The organism is Pseudomonas sp. GW821-FHT01D09, from assembly GCF_059422465.1.
Map to the genome: position 1 here is coordinate 17,985 of NZ_JBWKWY010000009.1, position 17,776 is coordinate 35,760.

Sequence of the window (17,776 nt, forward strand, 5' to 3'; positions counted from 1 at the left end):
AGACACCGATGTGCTGACTGACCCACCGTCATCCCAGGCAAGCCAGCTCTTATGTAAGTTAGGCGTTACCCAAGAAGGGGCTCTGAACGAGCCCTTTTTTGTGCCTCACGATTGACCCTTCGGCGCTTGCAGCTTACAACTTGTAACTCACCGCCAGGGGCCCACCGAATGATCACCAGCAAGTTGCCAAATGTCGGCACCACCATTTTCACCACCATGTCGCAACTCGCTGCCGAAACCGGCGCGCTGAACCTGTCCCAGGGCTTCCCCGACTTCAACGGCCCCCAGGCCTTGCTCGACGCGGTGGGTAAACACGTTGCCAGTGGCCATAACCAATACGCACCGATGACCGGCCTGCCGGCCCTGCGCCAGCAAGTGGCGGCCAAGATCGCCCGCAGCTATGGCGTGCAGGTTTGTCCCGACAGCGAAGTCACCATCACCCCCGGCGCCACCCAGGCGATCTTCTGTGCGATCCAGGCGGTGATCCGCAGCGGTGATGAAGTGATGGTCTTCGACCCGTGCTACGACAGCTACGAGCCGGCGGTGGAGCTGGCCGGTGGGCGGTGCGTGCATGTGCCATTGGCGCCGGGGGACTTCAGCCTGGATTTCGAGCAGATCAGGGCCGCGCTGTCCCCGCGTACGCGCATGATCATCCTCAACACCCCGCACAACCCCAGCGGTGCCCTGATCAGCCGTGCCGAGCTGGACCAACTGGCCGAACTGATCCGTGACCGTGATCTCTACCTGGTCAGCGATGAGGTCTACGAGCACCTGGTATTCGATGGCGTGCCCCATGTCAGCGTCCTGGCCCACGAAGAGCTGTATCCGCGCGCGTTCGTGGTCAGCTCCTTTGGCAAGACCTATCACGTCACCGGCTGGAAAACCGGCTACGTGGTGGCGCCCGCGGCCTTGAGTGCCGAGCTGCGCAAGGTACATCAATACGTCAGCTTCTGCGGTGTAACGCCGTTGCAGTACGCCCTGGCCGACTTTATGGCCGAGCACCCGGAACATGTCGAAGAACTGCCGGCCTTCTACCAGGCCAAGCGCGACCTGTTCTGCGATCTGCTGACTCCCTCGCGTTTTAGTTTTGCGCGGGTGCCCGGTACTTACTTTCAACTGGTGGATTACTCACAGATTCGCCCGGACCTGGATGACGTGGCCATGTCGCTGTGGATGACCCGCGAGCATGGGGTGGCGACGATTCCGGTCTCGGTGTTCTACCAGAACCCACCCCAAGGCCAGCGCCTGGTGCGCCTGTGCTTTGCCAAACGCGAGGAGACGCTGCGCCAAGCAGCTGAGAAACTATGCGTGATCTAAGTGCTTTACCCGACCTGAACATCGCCCTGGTACAGACCACCCTGGCCTGGCATGACCGCCAGGCCAACCTGGAGCATTTTGAACTGTTGCTGGAGCAGGCCAGGGGCGCCGACCTGATCGTGCTGCCGGAAATGTTCACCACCGGCTTCTCCATGGCGTCCGAAGCGCTGGCCGAAGCGGAGCAGGGGCCGACCCATAAGTGGCTCAAGGCCCAGGCGCAGAAGTACAACGCGGTGATTACCGGCAGCGTGATCATCCAGGCGGCCGATGGCAGCCACCGCAACCGCCTGTTGTGGGCGCGGCCCGATGGTGAGGTGCTGCACTACGACAAGCGCCATCTGTTTCGCATGGCCGGCGAGCATAATCACTACACCCCCGGCGAGCGCCAGGTGCAGTTCGAGCTCAAGGGCTGGCGGATTCGCCCGCTGATCTGCTACGACCTGCGCTTCCCGGTGTGGAGTCGCGACGCCCAGGATACCGACCTGCTGCTGTACACCGCCAACTGGCCGGGTGCGCGGCGCCAGCACTGGAACCGCCTGTTGCCGGCCCGGGCCATCGAAAACCTGTGTTATGTGGCGGCGGTGAACCGGGTGGGCACGGACGGCAAGGGCTTTGCCTACACCGGGGACAGCCAGGTCCTGGACTTCCAGGGCGAAAGCCTGCTGAGCGCGGGGGAGGCGGACGGGGTGTTCCAGGTGTGCCTGGAGGCGGCGCAGTTGGCGGAGTATCGTCAAAAATTCCCAGCAAACCTGGATGCCGATGCCTTCACATTCCTGTGACTGATCGTTCCCACGCTCCGCGTGGGAACGCCTCCAGTGACGCTCCGCGTCGTGCCTTTAAGAGCGGACGCAGAGCGTCCTGAGGTGCATTCCCACGCGGAGCGTGGGAACGATCAGGGCAGCGTTACGCCGCTTTCGCTTCCAGCTGGCTCAACGAACGGTTCAGCGCGCTGAACACTGCCTTGAAGCTGGCCGTGGTGATGTTTTCATCGATACCCACGCCATGCACCGGACGCTCGCCGTTCACGCGCAATTCGATGTAGGCCGCCGCCTTGGCGTTAGTGCCCGCGCCAATCGCGTGCTCGTTGTAGTCCATGATCTCGACCCCAATCGGCAGGCCGGCCACCAGCGCTTCCAGCGCACCATTGCCCTTGCCGTGCCAGCGCAGGTTGGTTTCGCCCTGGCCCTTGCCGGAGACTTCAACTTCTACCGAGCTGTTGCCGTTTTCTTCCTGCAGGCGATGGCTGACCAAGGCGTACGGGGTGTTGGCTTGCAGGTATTCGCGCTGCAATAACGCGTGGATCTGCGCGGCGGTCATTTCCAGGCCCACGCGGTCGGTCTCGGCCTGTACCACCTGGCTGAACTCGATCTGCATGCGGCGTGGCAAGCTGATGCCGTATTCCTGCTCCAGCAGGTAGGCGATGCCGCCCTTGCCCGACTGGCTGTTGACGCGGATCACCGCTTCGTAGCTGCGGCCAATATCGGCCGGGTCGATCGGCAAGTACGGCACTTCCCACAAGGCATCCGGTTTCTGCTGGGCGAAGCCCTTGCGGATCGCATCCTGGTGCGAGCCGGAGAACGCGGTGTGGACCAGGTCGCCGACATACGGGTGACGTGGGTGCACCGGGATCTGGTTGCACTCTTCGACCACTTTGCGTACGCCGTCGATGTCGGAAAAGTCCAGCTCAGGGTTCACGCCCTGGGTGTAGAGGTTCAATGCCACGGTGACCAGGTCGACGTTACCGGTACGCTCGCCATTGCCGAACAGGCAGCCTTCGACACGGTCGGCGCCGGCCATCAGGCCCAGCTCGGTGGCCGCGACGCCAGTGCCACGGTCGTTGTGGGTGTGCAGGCTGATGATCACGCTGTCACGACGGTTGATATGGCGACCGAACCACTCGATCTGGTCGGCATAGATATTGGGCGTGGCGCATTCCACGGTGGCCGGCAGGTTGAGGATCATCTTGTGCTCGGGTGTCGGGTTCCACACCTCGATCACCGCGTCGCACACTTCCTTGGCGAATTCCAGTTCAGTAGCGCTGAAGGTCTCCGGGGAATACTCGAAGGTCCACTGGGTTTCCGGCTGCTGGGCGGCGTATTTGACGAACAGCTTGGCGGCATCGACCGCGATGGCCTTGATCCCGTCCTTGTCCTGGTTGAACACAATACGGCGGAAGGACGGCGAGGTGGCGTTGTACAAGTGCACGATGGCTTTCTTGGCGCCGCGCAGGGATTCAAAAGTCCGTGCGATCAAGTCTTCACGGCCCTGGGTCAGCACCTGGATGGTGGTGTCCTCGGGGATATGGTTGTCTTCGATCAGGGTGCGTACAAAGTCGAAGTCGGTCTGCGACGCGGCCGGGAACGATGCCTCGATTTCTTTCACGCCCACGGCGACCAGGGTTTTCCAGAAGCGCAGTTTCTTCACCGCATCCATCGGCTCGATCAGCGACTGGTTGCCGTCGCGCAAGTCGGAGCTGCACCAGATCGGCGCGCTGGTGATGGTTTTCGATGGCCAGGTGCGGTCCGGGATATCAATGGTCGGGAACGCGCGGTATTTAGACGACGGGTCTTTGAGCATGCTCATCAGAAGAATCCTTGTTGTAGGGCCGAGAAGAGGCGGCCTGCCAGAAAGCGTTTATTGGATAAAACCGGGGGGCGAGGCAGATCGATTCAGCCTGGCAGTCGTGCGCTGACGAGGCACAGGCTGCGGTGCTGGCGGAGCTGAATGAGGGTGTGAGAGGTTTTCATAAGCTCAACCCTAACCGCCGGGGTGAAAGATGGCAAGCAGTCGAAAAAAATTGAGAGAAGTTCTGCTATTGCTGTAGGAAACGAGATTTTATTGTGCTGAAGTTCTAGAGGCTTTGTTTTGTTTGCGTAAGGCTTTCAAGATGCGCAATCAGCGGCGACAGGGCTGGCGCCGTCGCATGCAAGCCCGCGATGGCGCCAGTGTGCCCAGCGATCACATCAAGGCTGGAACGCGCCAATAAAGATCGCCGGGTCCACCCGTGCATCATTCAAGCTGACATTCCAATGCATATGCGGCCCGGTCGCCCGGCCCGTCGAACCGACCTTGCCGACCACCGCCCCACGCACCAATTGCTGGCCTACCTTCACGTCAATTTTCGACATATGGCAGAACATGCTGATAAAGCCCTGGCCATGGTCGACAAACACGGTGTTGCCATTGAAGAAGTAATTACCCACCAGGATCACCTTGCCATTGGCCGGCGTCTTGATCGGCGTGCCGGCGGGTACCGCGAAGTCCAGGCCCGAATGCGGGTTGCGCTCTTCACCGTTGAAGAAGCGGCGCACGCCGAACTTGCTCGACAGCGGACCGTTCACCGGCTTGTCCAGCACCAGGTTGCTCGGCAGGTTCGGGCTGAAGCTGCGGTAAGCCTTGAGCTGTACGGCCAACTCGCCTTCGATGCGCTTGAGTTGCGCCGGGGCGGGGTTGACCTGGCTTTTGTTCTTCAGGGTGATGCGCTGTTCCGGGTACTTTTTGTAGCCGACGATAAACGGCAGGGTGCGCCCGCCACTGCTGATGCGCTCGTTACCGGGCTTGACCGTCAACGGGATGCCGACAATCGCCAGCCAGTTGTCCTGTTCCTTGACCACCAGCACCGGCTTGCCCTGATAGGTGGCTTTTGGCGCGATGGCCCCAGGGCCCAGGTCGACCACGGCCACGCCACCGGGCACCGGCTTGTTCAGGGTGCGGGTGATGTAGCTGTCGGCATGGGCATTGAAGGCGAGGCACAGCAACATCAACAGGCTAAATAGACGAGGCATCAATCAATCCAGTAATGAAAGGGTGACGGGGGTCAGGTGGTTATCTTCGACCCGCACTTGCAATTGGCCTTCACCGAGGCGCGCGGTCAGGCGCTGGCCGGTGTGGGTTTGCGCGGCAGTGCGAATGGCCTGGCCGCGCTCGTCCAGCAGGATGCTGTAGCCACGGCCCAGGGTCGCCAGCGGGCTGACCACCTGCAACGTCTGCACCTGGCTTTGCAGTTGCAGGCGCCGCGCCTTGAGGCCTTCGCGCATGGCCCGGGGCAGGCGTTCGGCGAGGCTGTCCAGGCGTTGGCGCAGCAGGGCCAGTTGCCGCCCCGGATGCTGGCCGGCCAGGCGCGTTTCCAGGCGGATCAGGCGCTCGCGCCGGGTATTGAGGCTGCGCTCGAACGCACGGCGCAGGCGCATGTCCAGGTCATCCAGGCGCTGGGCCTGCTGGCGCAGGCGCTCACCGGGGTGGCGCAGGCGCCGGGCCATGCCTTCCAGGCGCAGGCGGTCGTGGGTCAGGCGGTTGCGCATCAGCATCACCAGGCGCCGGTGCAGGCTTTCGACCTGGCGCACCAGGTTGCTGGCGTCCGGCGCCAGCAACTCCGCAGCCGCCGACGGCGTGGGCGCGCGTACGTCGGCCACGAAGTCGCTGATGGACACATCGGTCTCATGGCCGACCGCACTGACGATAGGCGTGACACAGGCATCGATGGCCCGCGCCACGGCTTCTTCGTTGAAGCACCAGAGGTCTTCCAGGGAGCCACCACCCCGGGCCAGGATCAGCGCATCGAAACCACGGGCATCCGCCAGCTTGAGGGCGCGGACAATCTGCGCCACGGCTTCGCGGCCCTGCACGGCGGTGGGGATCAGGGTCAGTTGCACGTTCGGTGCGCGGCGGCCGAACACACTGATGATGTCGCGGATCACCGCGCCCGTGGGCGAGCTGATAATCCCGATGCGCCGCGGGTGGGCCGGCAGTGGCACCTTGCGCTCGGCACTGAACAGCCCTTCGGCGCTGAGTTTTTCCTTCAGGGCATCGAAGGCCAGGCGCAACGCACCATCACCGGCGGGCTCCACGGTGTCGAGGATCAACTGATAGTCGCCACGCCCCTCGAACAGCGAGACCTTGCCGCGCACCTTGACCGCCAGGCCATCCTTCAGCGCCTGGCGCACCCGCGCAGCGTTATTGCGAAACAGCGCACAACGCACCTGCGCGCCGCTGTCCTTGAGGGTGAAATACACATGGCCGGAGGCCGGGCGGGCGAGGTTGGAGATCTCGCCCTCGACCCAGATATTGCTGAACACGTCCTCCAGCAACACCCGCGCGCGGCCGTTGAGCTGGCTGACCGTCAGGACTTCGCGGTCCAGGCCCAGGCGGGCAAACGGGTCTTTAATCATGGCAAGAGATCTTTAGTCATGGGCGGCAGTTTATAGGCATTCGCCCAAGGTTTGACAGAACTGCGCCACCAACGCGCTCGGCGCCTGCGCGCAGGCCAGGGCCACGGTGCTATGAGCATCGGGGTCGGCCAGGGGCAGGAAGTGAATATTGGCCGGGGCAATGTCGCGCATCGACTCGGGTAGCAGGGCAATGCCAAACCCGGCCTGGATCAACTGCAATTGGGTGGTCTTGCGCGACATCACCCGGGCGGCCTTGGGGAAAAATCCGGCACGCATGCACAACTCGGCTGACAGGTAACTCAGGCCGCCGCGTTGCGGGTGGGGGATCGAGATAAAGGCTTCGTCTTTCAATTGCGCCAGTTCAATGGCCGATGTGTGCCCGGCCAAACGGTGGGCCGGCGGGACGGCCAGCAACAGTGGCTCCTTATATAGAGGCGCGATGCGCACCCCTTCGCGCTGACGCAGCACCGGCAGGCGGAGGAGGCCGACCTCCAGGCGACCCTCGGCAATCTCCTCCAACTGCGCTTCGGAGGACAGTTTGGCGATATCCAGCGACACCCCGGGGCACTGCTCCAGCCAGGTGCTGATCCCGCGCAGCATCCGCCCACTCATCGGCACCGTACTGGAATGGCTCAGGCGCAGGGTGCCGAGCTGGCCGTGGCCGACCTGGGTCGCCAGTTCACTGGCCTTGTGCAACTCGCCCAGCAGGTTGCGTGCCCGTGGATAAAACGCTTCGCCGGCTGCTGTGAGTCTGGGTTGGCGGGCGGTGCGCTCGAACAGCGGCGTTTGCAGGAAGTTTTCCAGCTCCTTGATCTGCCGGCTAAGGGCCGATTGCGCGACAAACAGGCGCTCGGCGGCGGCGCTGAAGCTGCCGCTCTCGGCGATTTCAACGAAGTAACGCAGTTGCCGGGTGGAAATCACGAGTTATGCCTTTTCGAGATGGGTAGAGGGCCTGGAAGATATTAGTCGCAACTCATCCGCTTGGCTAAAGTGAGGGCCATCACTGACAAGGAATATTGCATGAGCCTGGTTGAATTGATGGGGCAGTGGTCGCTCGGGACGGTGGACTGGCTGGTGATCGGCCTGGGGATTGCCCTGGCCTATATCGTGTTTGGCATCGCCGGCTTTGGCACGGCACTGGTGGCTGGGCCGATCCTGATTATGTTTATGCCGTTGTCGAAGATTATCCCGCTATTGGTGCTGCTGGATTTTGTTGCAGCGTTTGGCAACCTGCTGCAATCGCGGCGGGATGTGGTTAGGCCGGAGCTGCTGCGATTACTGCCGTGCATGGCCATTGGCTGCACCCTCGGCGTGGTCTTCTTGCTCAACCTGCAGTCGGACCTGCTTGTGCTGTTGATGGGCCTGTTTATCAGCGCCTATGCCATCTACAGCCTGGCGGTCAGGGCCAAGCCCACGGCCCTGGCTGCCGGCTGGGCGGTGCCGATGGGCGTGGTGGGTGGGTTGTTTGGTGCGTTGTTTGGCAGTGGCGGCTTTTTATATGCGATTTATCTGAACAGCCGCCTGCCCAAGGACGGGGCGCGGGCGACCCAAAGTGCGCTGATCAGTGCGAGCACGGTGGTGCGCCTGAGTCTGTTTTTGATCGCCGGGGTGTATGCCGAGTTGCCACTGCTGCTGTTGGCGGTGTGCCTGCTACCGGCGATGGCCCTGGGGCTATGGGCGGGGCGGCGGTTGACCTTGCGCATGTCCCGTGAGGCGTTTGTGCGGTTGGTGACGTGGTTGGTACTGGCCAGTGGCATTGCCTTGATTGGGCGGTATTTGAGTACTTGACCTGTGTGTATCAGGGATTAAGCTGCCGGGCTCTAGGGCCTCATCGCGGGCAAGCCCGCTCCCACATTGAAATGCAATCGAATGGGGGAGCGGGCTTGCCCGCGATGGCGTCAGACGCCACACCGCAGGACTCCCATGAATTCCCAAAGCATCCTTGTCCCGAAAATCTCCACCTTGCCTGTCCACGAACCCCGCGCCCGGGCCATCGTGCGTTGGCTGGTGCGCAAGAACATCATCAAGGAAGAACTGACCACCTGTGGCCGCACCGGCAACCGCATGGGCTACGCCCTGGCCGACGGCGCCCGCGCCGTGGTGCTGCACCCCGAGGCGCTGCCGTTCAACGAGCCGGTCAACGGCCTGGAAATCATCTACAAACGCTGCATCTATACCCCGGCCAAGGGCTTTCTCGAAGAAGCCGGCTGCCCGGAATGCCGCAAGGAAGTCGGCGAGGCGCTGTTCGATAGCCTGGAAGACTGGATGCCCGGCCACACCGACAACTTCACTTGCCCGCTGTGTGGGCATGAAGATGACATCAATGGCTTCCTGTTCCTGCAGGAATGCGGGTTTTCCAACCTGGGCTTTATCTTCAACAACTGGGCGGAAGCGGGGTTCAAGCAGAGCTTTATCGACGAGTTTGCCGATTGGCTGGACCAGAAAATCAGCTGGGTCAAAGTCGAACTCTAGCAGCACCCTGATCGTTCCCTCGCAGAGTGTCCTGATCGTTCCCACGCTCTGCGTGGGAATGCATCCCCAGACGCTCCGCGTCGCCCTTGGCCCCGGACGCGGAGCGTCCAAGGAGGCATTCCCACGCGGAGCATGGGAACGATCGGGGTCTGGAAATTCCCCATCTATCAGTATTACCAAGTTTGTCAGAGTTTTACGTTGAGGCCCGAGGGGTGTCTGAGTATAATGACGCGCTTCCATTTTCCCGCTCGGGAGCCCCCGCGATGCTGCGTATCAGCCAAGAAGCTCTGACATTCGACGACATTCTCCTAGTGCCCGGTTATTCCGAGGTGCTTCCTAACGAAGTCAGTCTCAAGACCCGCCTAACCCGTGGCATCGAGCTGAATATTCCCCTGGTTTCCGCTGCCATGGACACCGTCACCGAAGCCCGTCTGGCCATTGCCATGGCCCAGGAAGGCGGCATCGGTATCATCCACAAGAACATGACCATCGAGCAGCAAGCTGCCGAAGTGCGCAAGGTCAAGCGTTACGAAGCCGGCGTGGTGAAAGATCCGATCACCATCGAAGCCGACGCCACCGTGCGCGACCTGTTCGACCTGACCCGCCTGCACAACATCTCCGGTGTTCCCGTGCTGCACAATGGCGACCTGGTCGGCATTGTCACTTCCCGTGACGTGCGCTTTGAAAACCGTCTTGAAGTCACCGTCCGCGAAGTGATGACGCCTAAAGAGCGCCTCGTCACCGTCAAGGAAGGCGCCGACAAGAACGATGTGCGTGAACTGCTGCACAAGCACCGCATCGAGCGCGTGCTGATCGTCGACGACAAATTCGCCCTCAAAGGCATGATGACCGTCAACGACATCGAAAAAGCCAAGGCTTACCCGCTGGCCAGCAAGGATGACCAAGGTCGTCTGCGCGTTGGCGCCGCCGTTGGTACCGGTAAAGACACCGGCGACCGCGTTGCGGCCCTGGTCGCTGCCGGGGTTGACGTGGTGGTGGTCGACACCGCCCACGGTCACTCCAAAGGCGTGATCGACCGCGTACGCTGGGTCAAGCAGAACTTCCCCGATGTACAGGTGATCGGCGGCAACATCGCCACCGGCGCTGCCGCCAAGGCCCTGGCCGAAGCCGGCGCTGATGCGGTCAAGGTCGGTATCGGCCCTGGCTCGATCTGCACCACGCGGATCGTCGCCGGTGTGGGCGTGCCGCAAATCAGCGCCATCGCCAATGTTGCCGCTGCCCTCGAAGGCACTGGCGTACCGTTGATCGCCGACGGCGGCATCCGTTTCTCCGGTGACCTGTCCAAGGCCATCGTGGCCGGTGCTTCCTGCGTGATGATGGGCTCGATGTTCGCCGGTACTGAAGAAGCGCCGGGCGAGATCGAACTGTTCCAGGGCCGTTCGTACAAGGCTTACCGCGGCATGGGTTCGCTGGGCGCCATGTCCCAGGCGCAAGGCTCTTCGGACCGTTACTTCCAGGACTCCTCGGCAGGCGCCGAGAAGCTCGTCCCGGAAGGCATCGAAGGCCGTGTGCCGTACAAGGGCACCCTGAGCGCCATCATCCATCAACTGATGGGCGGCCTGCGTTCCTCGATGGGCTACACCGGCAGCGCCGACATCGAAGAAATGCGCACCAAGCCAGAGTTCGTACGGATCACCGGCGCCGGCATGGCTGAATCCCATGTCCACGACGTACAGATCACCAAGGAAGCGCCAAACTACCGCGTAGGTTGAGGCTTCCAGCAAAACGTTAAGTAACCGGGGCTGTTCTTCAGCCCCGAGTTGTTTCTGATTCATTAGACGAGACTGACTTCATGGCCCTCGACATTCACGCCCACCGCATCCTGATCCTCGACTTCGGTTCCCAGTACACCCAGCTGATCGCCCGCCGCGTGCGTGAAATCGGCGTGTACTGCGAACTGCACCCGTTCGACATGGATGACGAAGCGATCCGCGAATTCGCCCCTAAAGGCGTCATCCTGGCCGGTGGCCCCGAGTCTGTGCACGAAGCCAACAGCCCGCGTTGCCCGCAAGCGGTGTTCGACCTGGGCGTGCCGGTCTTCGGTATCTGCTACGGCATGCAGACCATGGCCGAGCAACTGGGCGGCAAGGTTGAAGGTTCCGAACTGCGTGAATTCGGTTATGCCCGTGTCGATGTGGTCGGCAAGAGCCGTCTGCTGGACGGTATCGAAGACCACATCGACGCCGACGGCCTGTTCGGCCTCGACGTCTGGATGAGCCACGGTGACAAAGTCACCCGGATGCCGGAAGACTTCCACATCCTGGCCAGCACCCCAAGCTGCCCGATCGCCGGCATGTTCAGCGACGAGCGTCGTTACTACGGTGTGCAGTTCCACCCGGAAGTGACCCACACCAAGCAAGGCGGGCGCATCCTGTCGCGCTTCATCCTCGACATCTGCGAGTGTGAAGCCCTGTGGACCCCGTCGAAAATCGCGGAAGACGCCATTGCCAACGTGCGTGCCCAGGTCGGCACCGACAACGTGCTGCTCGGCCTGTCCGGCGGCGTTGACTCCTCCGTGGTTGCCGCGCTGCTGCACAAGGCCATCGGCGACCAGTTGACCTGCGTGTTCGTCGACAACGGCCTGCTGCGCCTGCACGAAGGCGAGCAAGTGATGGCCATGTTCGCCGAAAACATGGGCGTCAAGGTGATCCGCGCCAACGCCGAAGATCAGTTCCTGAACAACCTGGCCGGCGAGTCCGACCCGGAGAAGAAGCGCAAGATCATCGGCCGTACCTTCATCGACGTGTTCGATGCCCAGTCCAACAAACTGGACAACATCAAGTACCTGGCCCAGGGCACCATCTACCCCGACGTGATCGAGTCGGCCGGCGCCAAGAGCGGCAAGGCCCACGTGATCAAGTCCCACCACAACGTGGGTGGCCTGCCTGAGGAAATGAACCTCAAGCTGGTAGAACCGCTGCGCGAGCTGTTCAAGGACGAAGTCCGCCGCCTGGGCCTGGAACTGGGCCTGCCGTACGACATGGTCTACCGCCACCCCTTCCCGGGCCCGGGCCTGGGCGTGCGCATCCTCGGTGAAGTGAAAAAGGAATACGCCGACCTGCTGCGTCGTGCCGATCACATCTTCATCGAAGAACTGCGCAAGGCCGACTGGTACCACAAAGTCAGCCAGGCCTTCGTCGTGTTCCAGCCGGTGAAATCGGTTGGCGTGGTTGGCGATGGCCGTCGCTACGCCTGGGTCGTGGCCCTGCGTGCCGTCGAAACCATCGACTTCATGACCGCCCGCTGGGCACACCTGCCGTACGAACTGCTGGAGACGGTCAGCGGCCGTATCATCAATGAAATCGAAGGTATTTCGCGGGTGACTTACGACGTGTCGAGCAAGCCGCCGGCGACGATTGAGTGGGAATGATGGGGCGTGGGGCCTTGCCCGGCACCCACTAGCAAGAAATGTCCTGGAGCCCGCGTAATTGCGGGCTTTTGGCTTTTTGGGGTTGGCGTGCTCTGACCGCTTTGTGCCTTGTCAAAGGGTGTCCCGTTGAGGGGCTCTCTCTAAAATCTGAAAGCAACGCCTGCGTTCATACCATGGCTGTTCTCGCTGCCAGACACGATCCCGCTGTAGTTGAGAGAAATCGAAGTGTCTTTGGATAACGCAATTTCGGCGCTGGCCTTCAGCAGGGCTCCATCGCGGGACACAGGTACACTGTTGATCGTAAAGGCTGTATCACTGCCGGCAAACTTCAACGAAGTATCACGATCCCGATTGCCGAATTGATGCTGCCAGCCTAATTCACCACGCAAGGTCACCGCTCTGACCGACTCGATGGGCACATGCATTTGCCCGCGAACCCCCAACGTGGAGAATGTCGCGCTCTGGGTCTGTGTGCTGGAATGCAGGGAGGTTTTCCCCCCATGTTCGTTAAAACTGTCACTCTTGAAGTTGACTTGATTCAAGTTGACAAACGGCTCCACATTTTCCCATCGGTTGTAATTGGCCTCGGCGAATACTTGGTCGGTGCGGGAGGTATATTGCGCCTTCTGACGCTCTGATATTTGAGCGTACACAACGCTGCGCGATGTCGCCTGATCATGCCAGGTAGACGCCGCCCCTATACGCAATGACAGGCTATCGAAGCGTTTGCCGCCATATAACGACAGATGATAATTGTCACTTTCACCAGAAGCAGAAGACGCGCCATTCAACGTTGTGCGGGTATAGCCGGTTGCGCCTCCTAAACGCCAGCCATCCATTACTTCAGTATCCAGGCCGAGCAGTACACCGTTGGTGGAGGCGCTATAGCCTCTGGCAATGTTGCTCCCTTCTATCTGGCTGCGTCCGCCCAGTAGCTGAACCCAACCACCTTCACCGGCATCCGCTATGTGCGCGTCAGTACGCTGTTGCTGGACGTGTTGCAAACGACTGTTCAAGGCTTCGCGAAGGTAGCGACTGTCCGCCATCTGTGCCGCAGCAAGATCAGCGTGAATTTGCCCGGTAAGTTGGCTGAAGGCCTGTTGAGCCTCGGTATTCGAGCGGGATAGCAAAAGACTTTCGTAAACCGGGTTATTGGCTTTTAACGTGTCGGCTGCTGTCGCTACCGAGCGTTCGTTTGGGTTTTGTGTAACATCCGCAAAACGAGTGGTGTTTCGATCAATACTCAGTATCACCTGTTGGGGCTGGTAATTCAGGCTTGCCCCTAGAAAGAGATAATCAGGAGTCACCGAGGCAAACTTGCCACTGATACCGGCACTGGCACTCAGGATATTGAACTGTTGCCCGAGCAAACTGCGGGTCTCGTCCGAGCTCAATGGGGCAGTAGCATTTTCCAGGGAGACCACCACATCGCCGCCAGCGATAACGGCCTGGCCTGTTGCTTGGATACGATCGCTACGCCCGTCAGGCGCCACCTCTACGGCATAAAGTGAACCAGGGTTAAACGTGATGTCACCGGCGTTTAACGTTCCAATAGAGTTACCTGGAGCGGCTTGCCCACCGTTATTGAACGTCAGTTGCTGGACAATGCCTCTGCCAGACAGGCGGGCTACTGCCCCTTGAGCAGTACTGCCCAGCGTGGCCTGACCAACCTGGGCCCCATCGTTAACTTGCAACAGGCCGCCGTTATTGACAGTAACACCCGCCACCACACCGTTGACTGTCAGCATGGCGTTGCGATCAACAATAGCTTGCGAGGCAATAGAGCCGTTGACAGTTAGTTGCCCCTCATCGATGAAGGTTCTGCCGGTGTATGTATTGGCGGCGTTAAGCGTTACCTGGCCAGCGCCCAGCTTTATCAGATCACCTGTGCCGCTGATCACCCCATCGACTTTGACATTGTTGCGTGCATCATCAACTTGAAGAGCCCCGCCTGCGCCATTCAAATGCACGGTTCCTGCCAGGCTGTTCATCTGGGTCCCGACAATCTTCAACAGGCCATCGTTCAACACCAGTCGCTTGGCGTCTGCCCCCAGGGCTTGATCCTCTTCCACGATCAGGGTTTTACCGTCCTGGATCACCGACTCGCTAAAACGCGAATGATCATCCATGCAATAACTACTGATGGCTTTGCTTAAACCTGCGTCTTTACTTGAGCAATCAAGCCGCGATTTTTTCTGCGCCAGGGTTAAGCCCTGCAAGGTTGGAATACCGTTCTCGTCAGCGACCTGTCCAAGGTATACATCGGTACGCTGATTGTTACGTGTGAGGAAAAACGTCTTGGCGTTGCCAGCGTAGGCCGCAGCATCCGCTCCCCAAATCAAGCGTAGCTTTTCCGTCTCCTTGCCCATTTCCATGGCTCGATACGTCTCCAGCTGTGGCCCAGCCCAATGCACCGTAACCGCAGCGGGCTCGTGGTCCGAAAGCGATTGAAGCTTGCCACCCGACTGAAACTGGGATTGTTGAGTCAGTACCCCGGTATTTTCTGCCGCCTCATCCACCACCATCCATTTGGCAAAAGGCCGCGAAGCAAAAACATGATCAATTTTGACCTTCCCCCAGCTTGGCCAGACACTTTGGCTTGCCACCTCATTCAGGCTGGGCCACGTGGTTCTTCCATCCCCTGCCTGCAGTGGCTCAAACAACTCTTTACTGTTTGCATTCTCCAACATCTGATTCTGTTGTTTCAGAATGTTCAGTGAAACCGGCAAATTGTTTTTCACGGGATACTTTTCGTCGGCAAACCAACTATCAAGTATTTTTTGGGTGCTGTCTCCGGCCTGGATATAGCGTTGAACCGCCTCGGCTGCTTCTGGGTCAAGGGGGTATTCCTTGAGTAAGTTCAGATAAAGTTCCGATCGATTCTTCGGGTTTGATGCAGTCAGTTTCTGGAGTAAATATTTTTGCTCTTCGACACTCAAAAGCCCGCGTTCAGAAACATCTCCAGCATTAAAGTCTCCCATGGTGATCATGGGCAACAACGCCTGCTTTACACGTTGGTTATATTTCTGGTTATCGGCCACCCGACGTGTGGATTCATCGTAATAGTTAGAGTGTTCATTATGAACAATAACGCTTGGAAACCCGTTGCCCGGACGGAGCACCACGTCTCCATCAGGCAGGACTTCGGTGGCGTTGGCCCGAACGGTTGTGGCTACACCTTCGGCGTTGGCCGTCCCCAGAAAAGCAGGCGCAAAATAGCTGTTATTGTTTTTATTGGCGATCTCCAACTGCTTTTTCATGCTTTCTATAAAAAGCGCTTTTTGCGGGCGGTTATTGTCCAGCTCAGGAAACACCGCCACATCAGGCTTGACTGTATTGATCAGATTTTTCATCGGGTCAGAGAACCCGGTCAGCTTACCCTGCGCATCTTTGCTCCAAATACTTGAATTCGTCTGCTTGTTCCAGATGTTGAACACCATGAACTTCAGCGCATAATCTTCTTTCTGAAGAGGTTGCTCATCGGCATGTGCAAGGCTCGAAAAAAATGATGCGACGGCCAAGCCTCGAAGCAGATGCTTCTTGGTTTGCAAATGCCATTCAGGCAGGAGGATCAAACGTGAGGGGGATAAAAAATTATTTAATCTGTGAGTGTAATTGTTCTCAGGCCCTAAAGAGCGATACCTATCATCGTACGATGGTTTTTTAGATGATCTGCCCACGCTGGAATTACCTGGTTTCCTTTGGCTCATGCCTACTCCTTATTCGCATCGAACCAGCTGCTTTCCATACGAGACACTCAGGAGGCTGTGCAGATGGCTGAAAATTTAATGGGTGTGTGGGTGGATTTATATTCAGAAATCAATATGGAAAAACGTTATCCAGATTAAAGATCTGGTGCACTGTACGCTCTAAAAACGACAGTAATATTTCAATCGTGAACAGCGAGTGGACCATAGGGCTCCACCTGCTTCGGCGAGTTACTCGAATATCAAAAAAATTGCAAGGTTATTACAATTTTGCAATCTGTGAGTTTGGTCGTGTTTTTTTAATACAGTGCCCTTGGCCTATGCGCTGGCTTTTATAACGTTAAAAACCAAGGGGCAAAATAATGAAGAAGGTGTATGTCTTTGTATCATTTGGATTTTTGCTCGGTTTTGCGGGCTCGGGAAGTGCAGAAGAGAACTCAGAAAAAACTGAAGGGTTTCTAGAACAAAGCACGCTCGATTTGCTCTTGAGAAATATGTATTTCAATCGTGATGTCAAAAATGGTGGTCTTGATCCCAGGGGCTGGGGGCAATCATTTCGCCTGGACTACACATCGGGATTTACTCAGGGCTTGGTGGGTTTAGGTATTGATGCTTCTGCTTACTCCGTATTGAAGCTCGATGGTGGGCCGAGGGGCTCGGGGCTGTTTCCTCTGGACGGAGATAAACCCAGGGATGAATCCAGTTCTGCAGGCGCGGCAGTAAAAGTGCGTGTGTCTAAAACAGTCCTCAAATATGGCGACCTTCGCCCTGATGCTCCCATATTTGCCATGCCCGACTCCAGGCTGGTTCCTATAACCACCAGGGGCTGGCATATAGCCAGTGATGAGATAGACAATGTTTCATTGGATGCCGGGTATTTCACGTCAAGCAAGGGCTATGTCAGCACTCGCCATGATGGCGGGTTCAGCGCTGGTTATGCTGGGGTTGAAGGTGGAAATGTCAGTTATGTAGGGTTGAAGTACCGCTATGATAAAAATACCAAGCTCATGGTGTATGCCTCCCGTGTGGAAGATATATGGCGACAGTATTACGCAAACGCCAATCATAACGTTCAAATAAACTCGAAAGAGCAATTGAATTTTGATTTTAATATCTATAGGACATTGAACGAAGGTGCGTCGCTTGCGGGACCTATAAATGTTACGGCTTGGTCGCTGGCCTCTACCTATACATATGACACCCATAAAATCACCTTGGCTTATCAGAAGATCAGTGGCGATCAGCCATTTGATTATCTTAAAACCTCGGACGGTGGCTATACCAACGGGATATATTTGGCGAACTCATCCCAGTACGGTGATTTCAACTCGCCAAATGAGCAATCTTGGGGGCTTACCTATAATTACGATATGAGAGGGCTTGGTATCCCGGGGCTTTCTGTCGGCGCGCGTTATGTTTATGGCTACGATATTGACGGCAAACACCTGGATGCCAATGGCCGTTATGGGTATCTGGCCAATGCCTCCACTCAGAGCGAGAAGGATTTTCGGGCTAAATATGTAGTTCAGGCGGGCCAGTTCAAGGACCTTTCAATGCAGGTCCGTTATGCGATGCATCGCTTCAGTGGCGATGGTGCACCTAACCTCAATGAGGTCAGGGTTATTACAGAGTATCCCATCAATATATTTTGATGGAGCATTGCGCCACGCTGCTCTTCCTGTCTTCGCCGCAGCTTTTGTCAACCGTCGATTAAACAACGT

At 58.6% G+C, this 17,776-nt stretch carries 12 protein-coding genes; 7 read left to right on the plus strand and 5 right to left on the minus strand.

Going from position 1 to position 17,776, the window contains the following annotated elements:
- Nucleotides 1-168 precede the first annotated feature (168 nt).
- Both AC07W7_RS11410 and AC07W7_RS11415 read left to right on the plus strand, forming a co-directional pair.
- Nucleotides 169-1,317 carry a pyridoxal phosphate-dependent aminotransferase gene (locus tag AC07W7_RS11410; RefSeq protein ID WP_495039333.1) on the plus strand — a complete coding sequence of 383 codons (1,149 nt, stop codon included), beginning with the start codon at nucleotides 169-171 and terminating at the stop codon, nucleotides 1,315-1,317.
- Nucleotides 1,305-2,096, plus strand: a complete 792-nt coding sequence (locus AC07W7_RS11415; RefSeq protein WP_099169887.1) for an amidohydrolase — start codon at nucleotides 1,305-1,307, stop codon at nucleotides 2,094-2,096. Before AC07W7_RS11410 ends, AC07W7_RS11415 begins: the two co-directional genes overlap by 13 nt.
- A 124-nt stretch (nucleotides 2,097-2,220) precedes the next feature.
- Here the strand turns inward: AC07W7_RS11415 and leuA are convergent, their stop codons facing one another.
- The 4 genes from leuA to AC07W7_RS11435 all read right to left on the minus strand — a co-directional run bounded on the left by leuA (nucleotide 2,221) and on the right by AC07W7_RS11435 (nucleotide 7,406).
- Nucleotides 2,221-3,900 carry a 2-isopropylmalate synthase gene (gene leuA, locus AC07W7_RS11420; RefSeq protein WP_495039334.1) on the minus strand — a complete coding sequence of 560 codons (1,680 nt, stop codon included), beginning with the start codon at nucleotides 3,898-3,900 and terminating at the stop codon, nucleotides 2,221-2,223.
- A 380-nt stretch (nucleotides 3,901-4,280) separates the two neighbouring features.
- Nucleotides 4,281-5,102 carry a peptidoglycan DD-metalloendopeptidase family protein gene (locus AC07W7_RS11425; RefSeq protein WP_495039335.1) on the minus strand — a complete coding sequence of 274 codons (822 nt, stop codon included), beginning with the start codon at nucleotides 5,100-5,102 and terminating at the stop codon, nucleotides 4,281-4,283.
- A gap of 3 nt (nucleotides 5,103-5,105) precedes the next feature.
- Nucleotides 5,106-6,485 (minus strand): exodeoxyribonuclease VII large subunit, encoded by a 1,380-nt coding sequence (gene xseA / locus AC07W7_RS11430; RefSeq protein ID WP_169867002.1) that lies wholly within the window; start codon nucleotides 6,483-6,485, stop codon nucleotides 5,106-5,108.
- Nucleotides 6,486-6,515: 30 nt separating this feature from the next.
- Entirely contained in the window at nucleotides 6,516-7,406 is an 891-nt protein-coding gene (locus AC07W7_RS11435) for a LysR family transcriptional regulator (RefSeq protein WP_495039336.1), read from the minus strand.
- A gap of 99 nt (nucleotides 7,407-7,505) precedes the next feature.
- Here AC07W7_RS11435 and AC07W7_RS11440 point away from each other — a divergent pair, with 99 nt between their 5' ends.
- The 4 genes from AC07W7_RS11440 (at nucleotide 7,506) to guaA (ending at nucleotide 12,348) form a co-directional block, all read left to right on the plus strand.
- Nucleotides 7,506-8,273: a sulfite exporter TauE/SafE family protein gene (locus tag AC07W7_RS11440; protein WP_495039337.1), complete on the plus strand. Its 768-nt coding sequence runs from the start codon at nucleotides 7,506-7,508 to the stop codon at nucleotides 8,271-8,273.
- Between the two features lie 135 nt (nucleotides 8,274-8,408).
- Entirely contained in the window at nucleotides 8,409-8,957 is a 549-nt protein-coding gene (locus tag AC07W7_RS11445; RefSeq protein ID WP_076964490.1) for a sugar ABC transporter ATPase, read from the plus strand.
- 263 nt (nucleotides 8,958-9,220) lie between these two features.
- Entirely contained in the window at nucleotides 9,221-10,690 is a 1,470-nt protein-coding gene (gene guaB / locus AC07W7_RS11450; RefSeq protein ID WP_076964489.1) for an IMP dehydrogenase, read from the plus strand.
- Between the two features lie 80 nt (nucleotides 10,691-10,770).
- On the plus strand, nucleotides 10,771-12,348 hold the full coding sequence (gene guaA / locus AC07W7_RS11455) for a glutamine-hydrolyzing GMP synthase (protein ID WP_076964488.1): 1,578 nt from the start codon (nucleotides 10,771-10,773) through the stop codon (nucleotides 12,346-12,348).
- A gap of 140 nt (nucleotides 12,349-12,488) precedes the next feature.
- On the opposite strand, the gene AC07W7_RS11460 is transcribed toward guaA, so the two are convergent.
- Nucleotides 12,489-16,058 (minus strand): autotransporter domain-containing protein, encoded by a 3,570-nt coding sequence (locus AC07W7_RS11460; RefSeq protein WP_495039338.1) that lies wholly within the window; start codon nucleotides 16,056-16,058, stop codon nucleotides 12,489-12,491.
- 359 nt (nucleotides 16,059-16,417) lie between these two features.
- On the opposite strand from AC07W7_RS11460, the gene AC07W7_RS11465 reads away from it, so the two are divergent.
- The gene (locus AC07W7_RS11465; protein ID WP_197880956.1) at nucleotides 16,418-17,707 is read left to right on the plus strand and encodes an OprD family outer membrane porin; all 1,290 of its coding nucleotides are present in this window, start codon (nucleotides 16,418-16,420) and stop codon (nucleotides 17,705-17,707) included.
- The last annotated feature ends 69 nt before the right edge of the window (nucleotides 17,708-17,776 follow it).

What these genes read in the sequence shown, in the direction of transcription:
- AC07W7_RS11465 (WP_197880956.1), top strand. Translation starts at nt 16,418, where the DNA reads ATGAAGAAGGTGTATGTCTTTGTATCATTTGGATTTTTGCTCGGTTTT.
- guaB (WP_076964489.1), top strand. Translation starts at nt 9,221, where the DNA reads ATGCTGCGTATCAGCCAAGAAGCTCTGACATTCGACGACATTCTCCTA.
- xseA (WP_169867002.1), bottom strand. Translation starts at nt 6,485, where the DNA reads ATGATTAAAGACCCGTTTGCCCGCCTGGGCCTGGACCGCGAAGTCCTG.
- AC07W7_RS11445 (WP_076964490.1), top strand. Translation starts at nt 8,409, where the DNA reads ATGAATTCCCAAAGCATCCTTGTCCCGAAAATCTCCACCTTGCCTGTC.
- guaA (WP_076964488.1), top strand. Translation starts at nt 10,771, where the DNA reads ATGGCCCTCGACATTCACGCCCACCGCATCCTGATCCTCGACTTCGGT.
- AC07W7_RS11440 (WP_495039337.1), top strand. Translation starts at nt 7,506, where the DNA reads ATGAGCCTGGTTGAATTGATGGGGCAGTGGTCGCTCGGGACGGTGGAC.
- AC07W7_RS11425 (WP_495039335.1), bottom strand. Translation starts at nt 5,102, where the DNA reads ATGCCTCGTCTATTTAGCCTGTTGATGTTGCTGTGCCTCGCCTTCAAT.
- leuA (WP_495039334.1), bottom strand. Translation starts at nt 3,900, where the DNA reads ATGAGCATGCTCAAAGACCCGTCGTCTAAATACCGCGCGTTCCCGACC.
- AC07W7_RS11415 (WP_099169887.1), top strand. Translation starts at nt 1,305, where the DNA reads ATGCGTGATCTAAGTGCTTTACCCGACCTGAACATCGCCCTGGTACAG.
- AC07W7_RS11460 (WP_495039338.1), bottom strand. Translation starts at nt 16,058, where the DNA reads ATGAGCCAAAGGAAACCAGGTAATTCCAGCGTGGGCAGATCATCTAAA.
- AC07W7_RS11410 (WP_495039333.1), top strand. Translation starts at nt 169, where the DNA reads ATGATCACCAGCAAGTTGCCAAATGTCGGCACCACCATTTTCACCACC.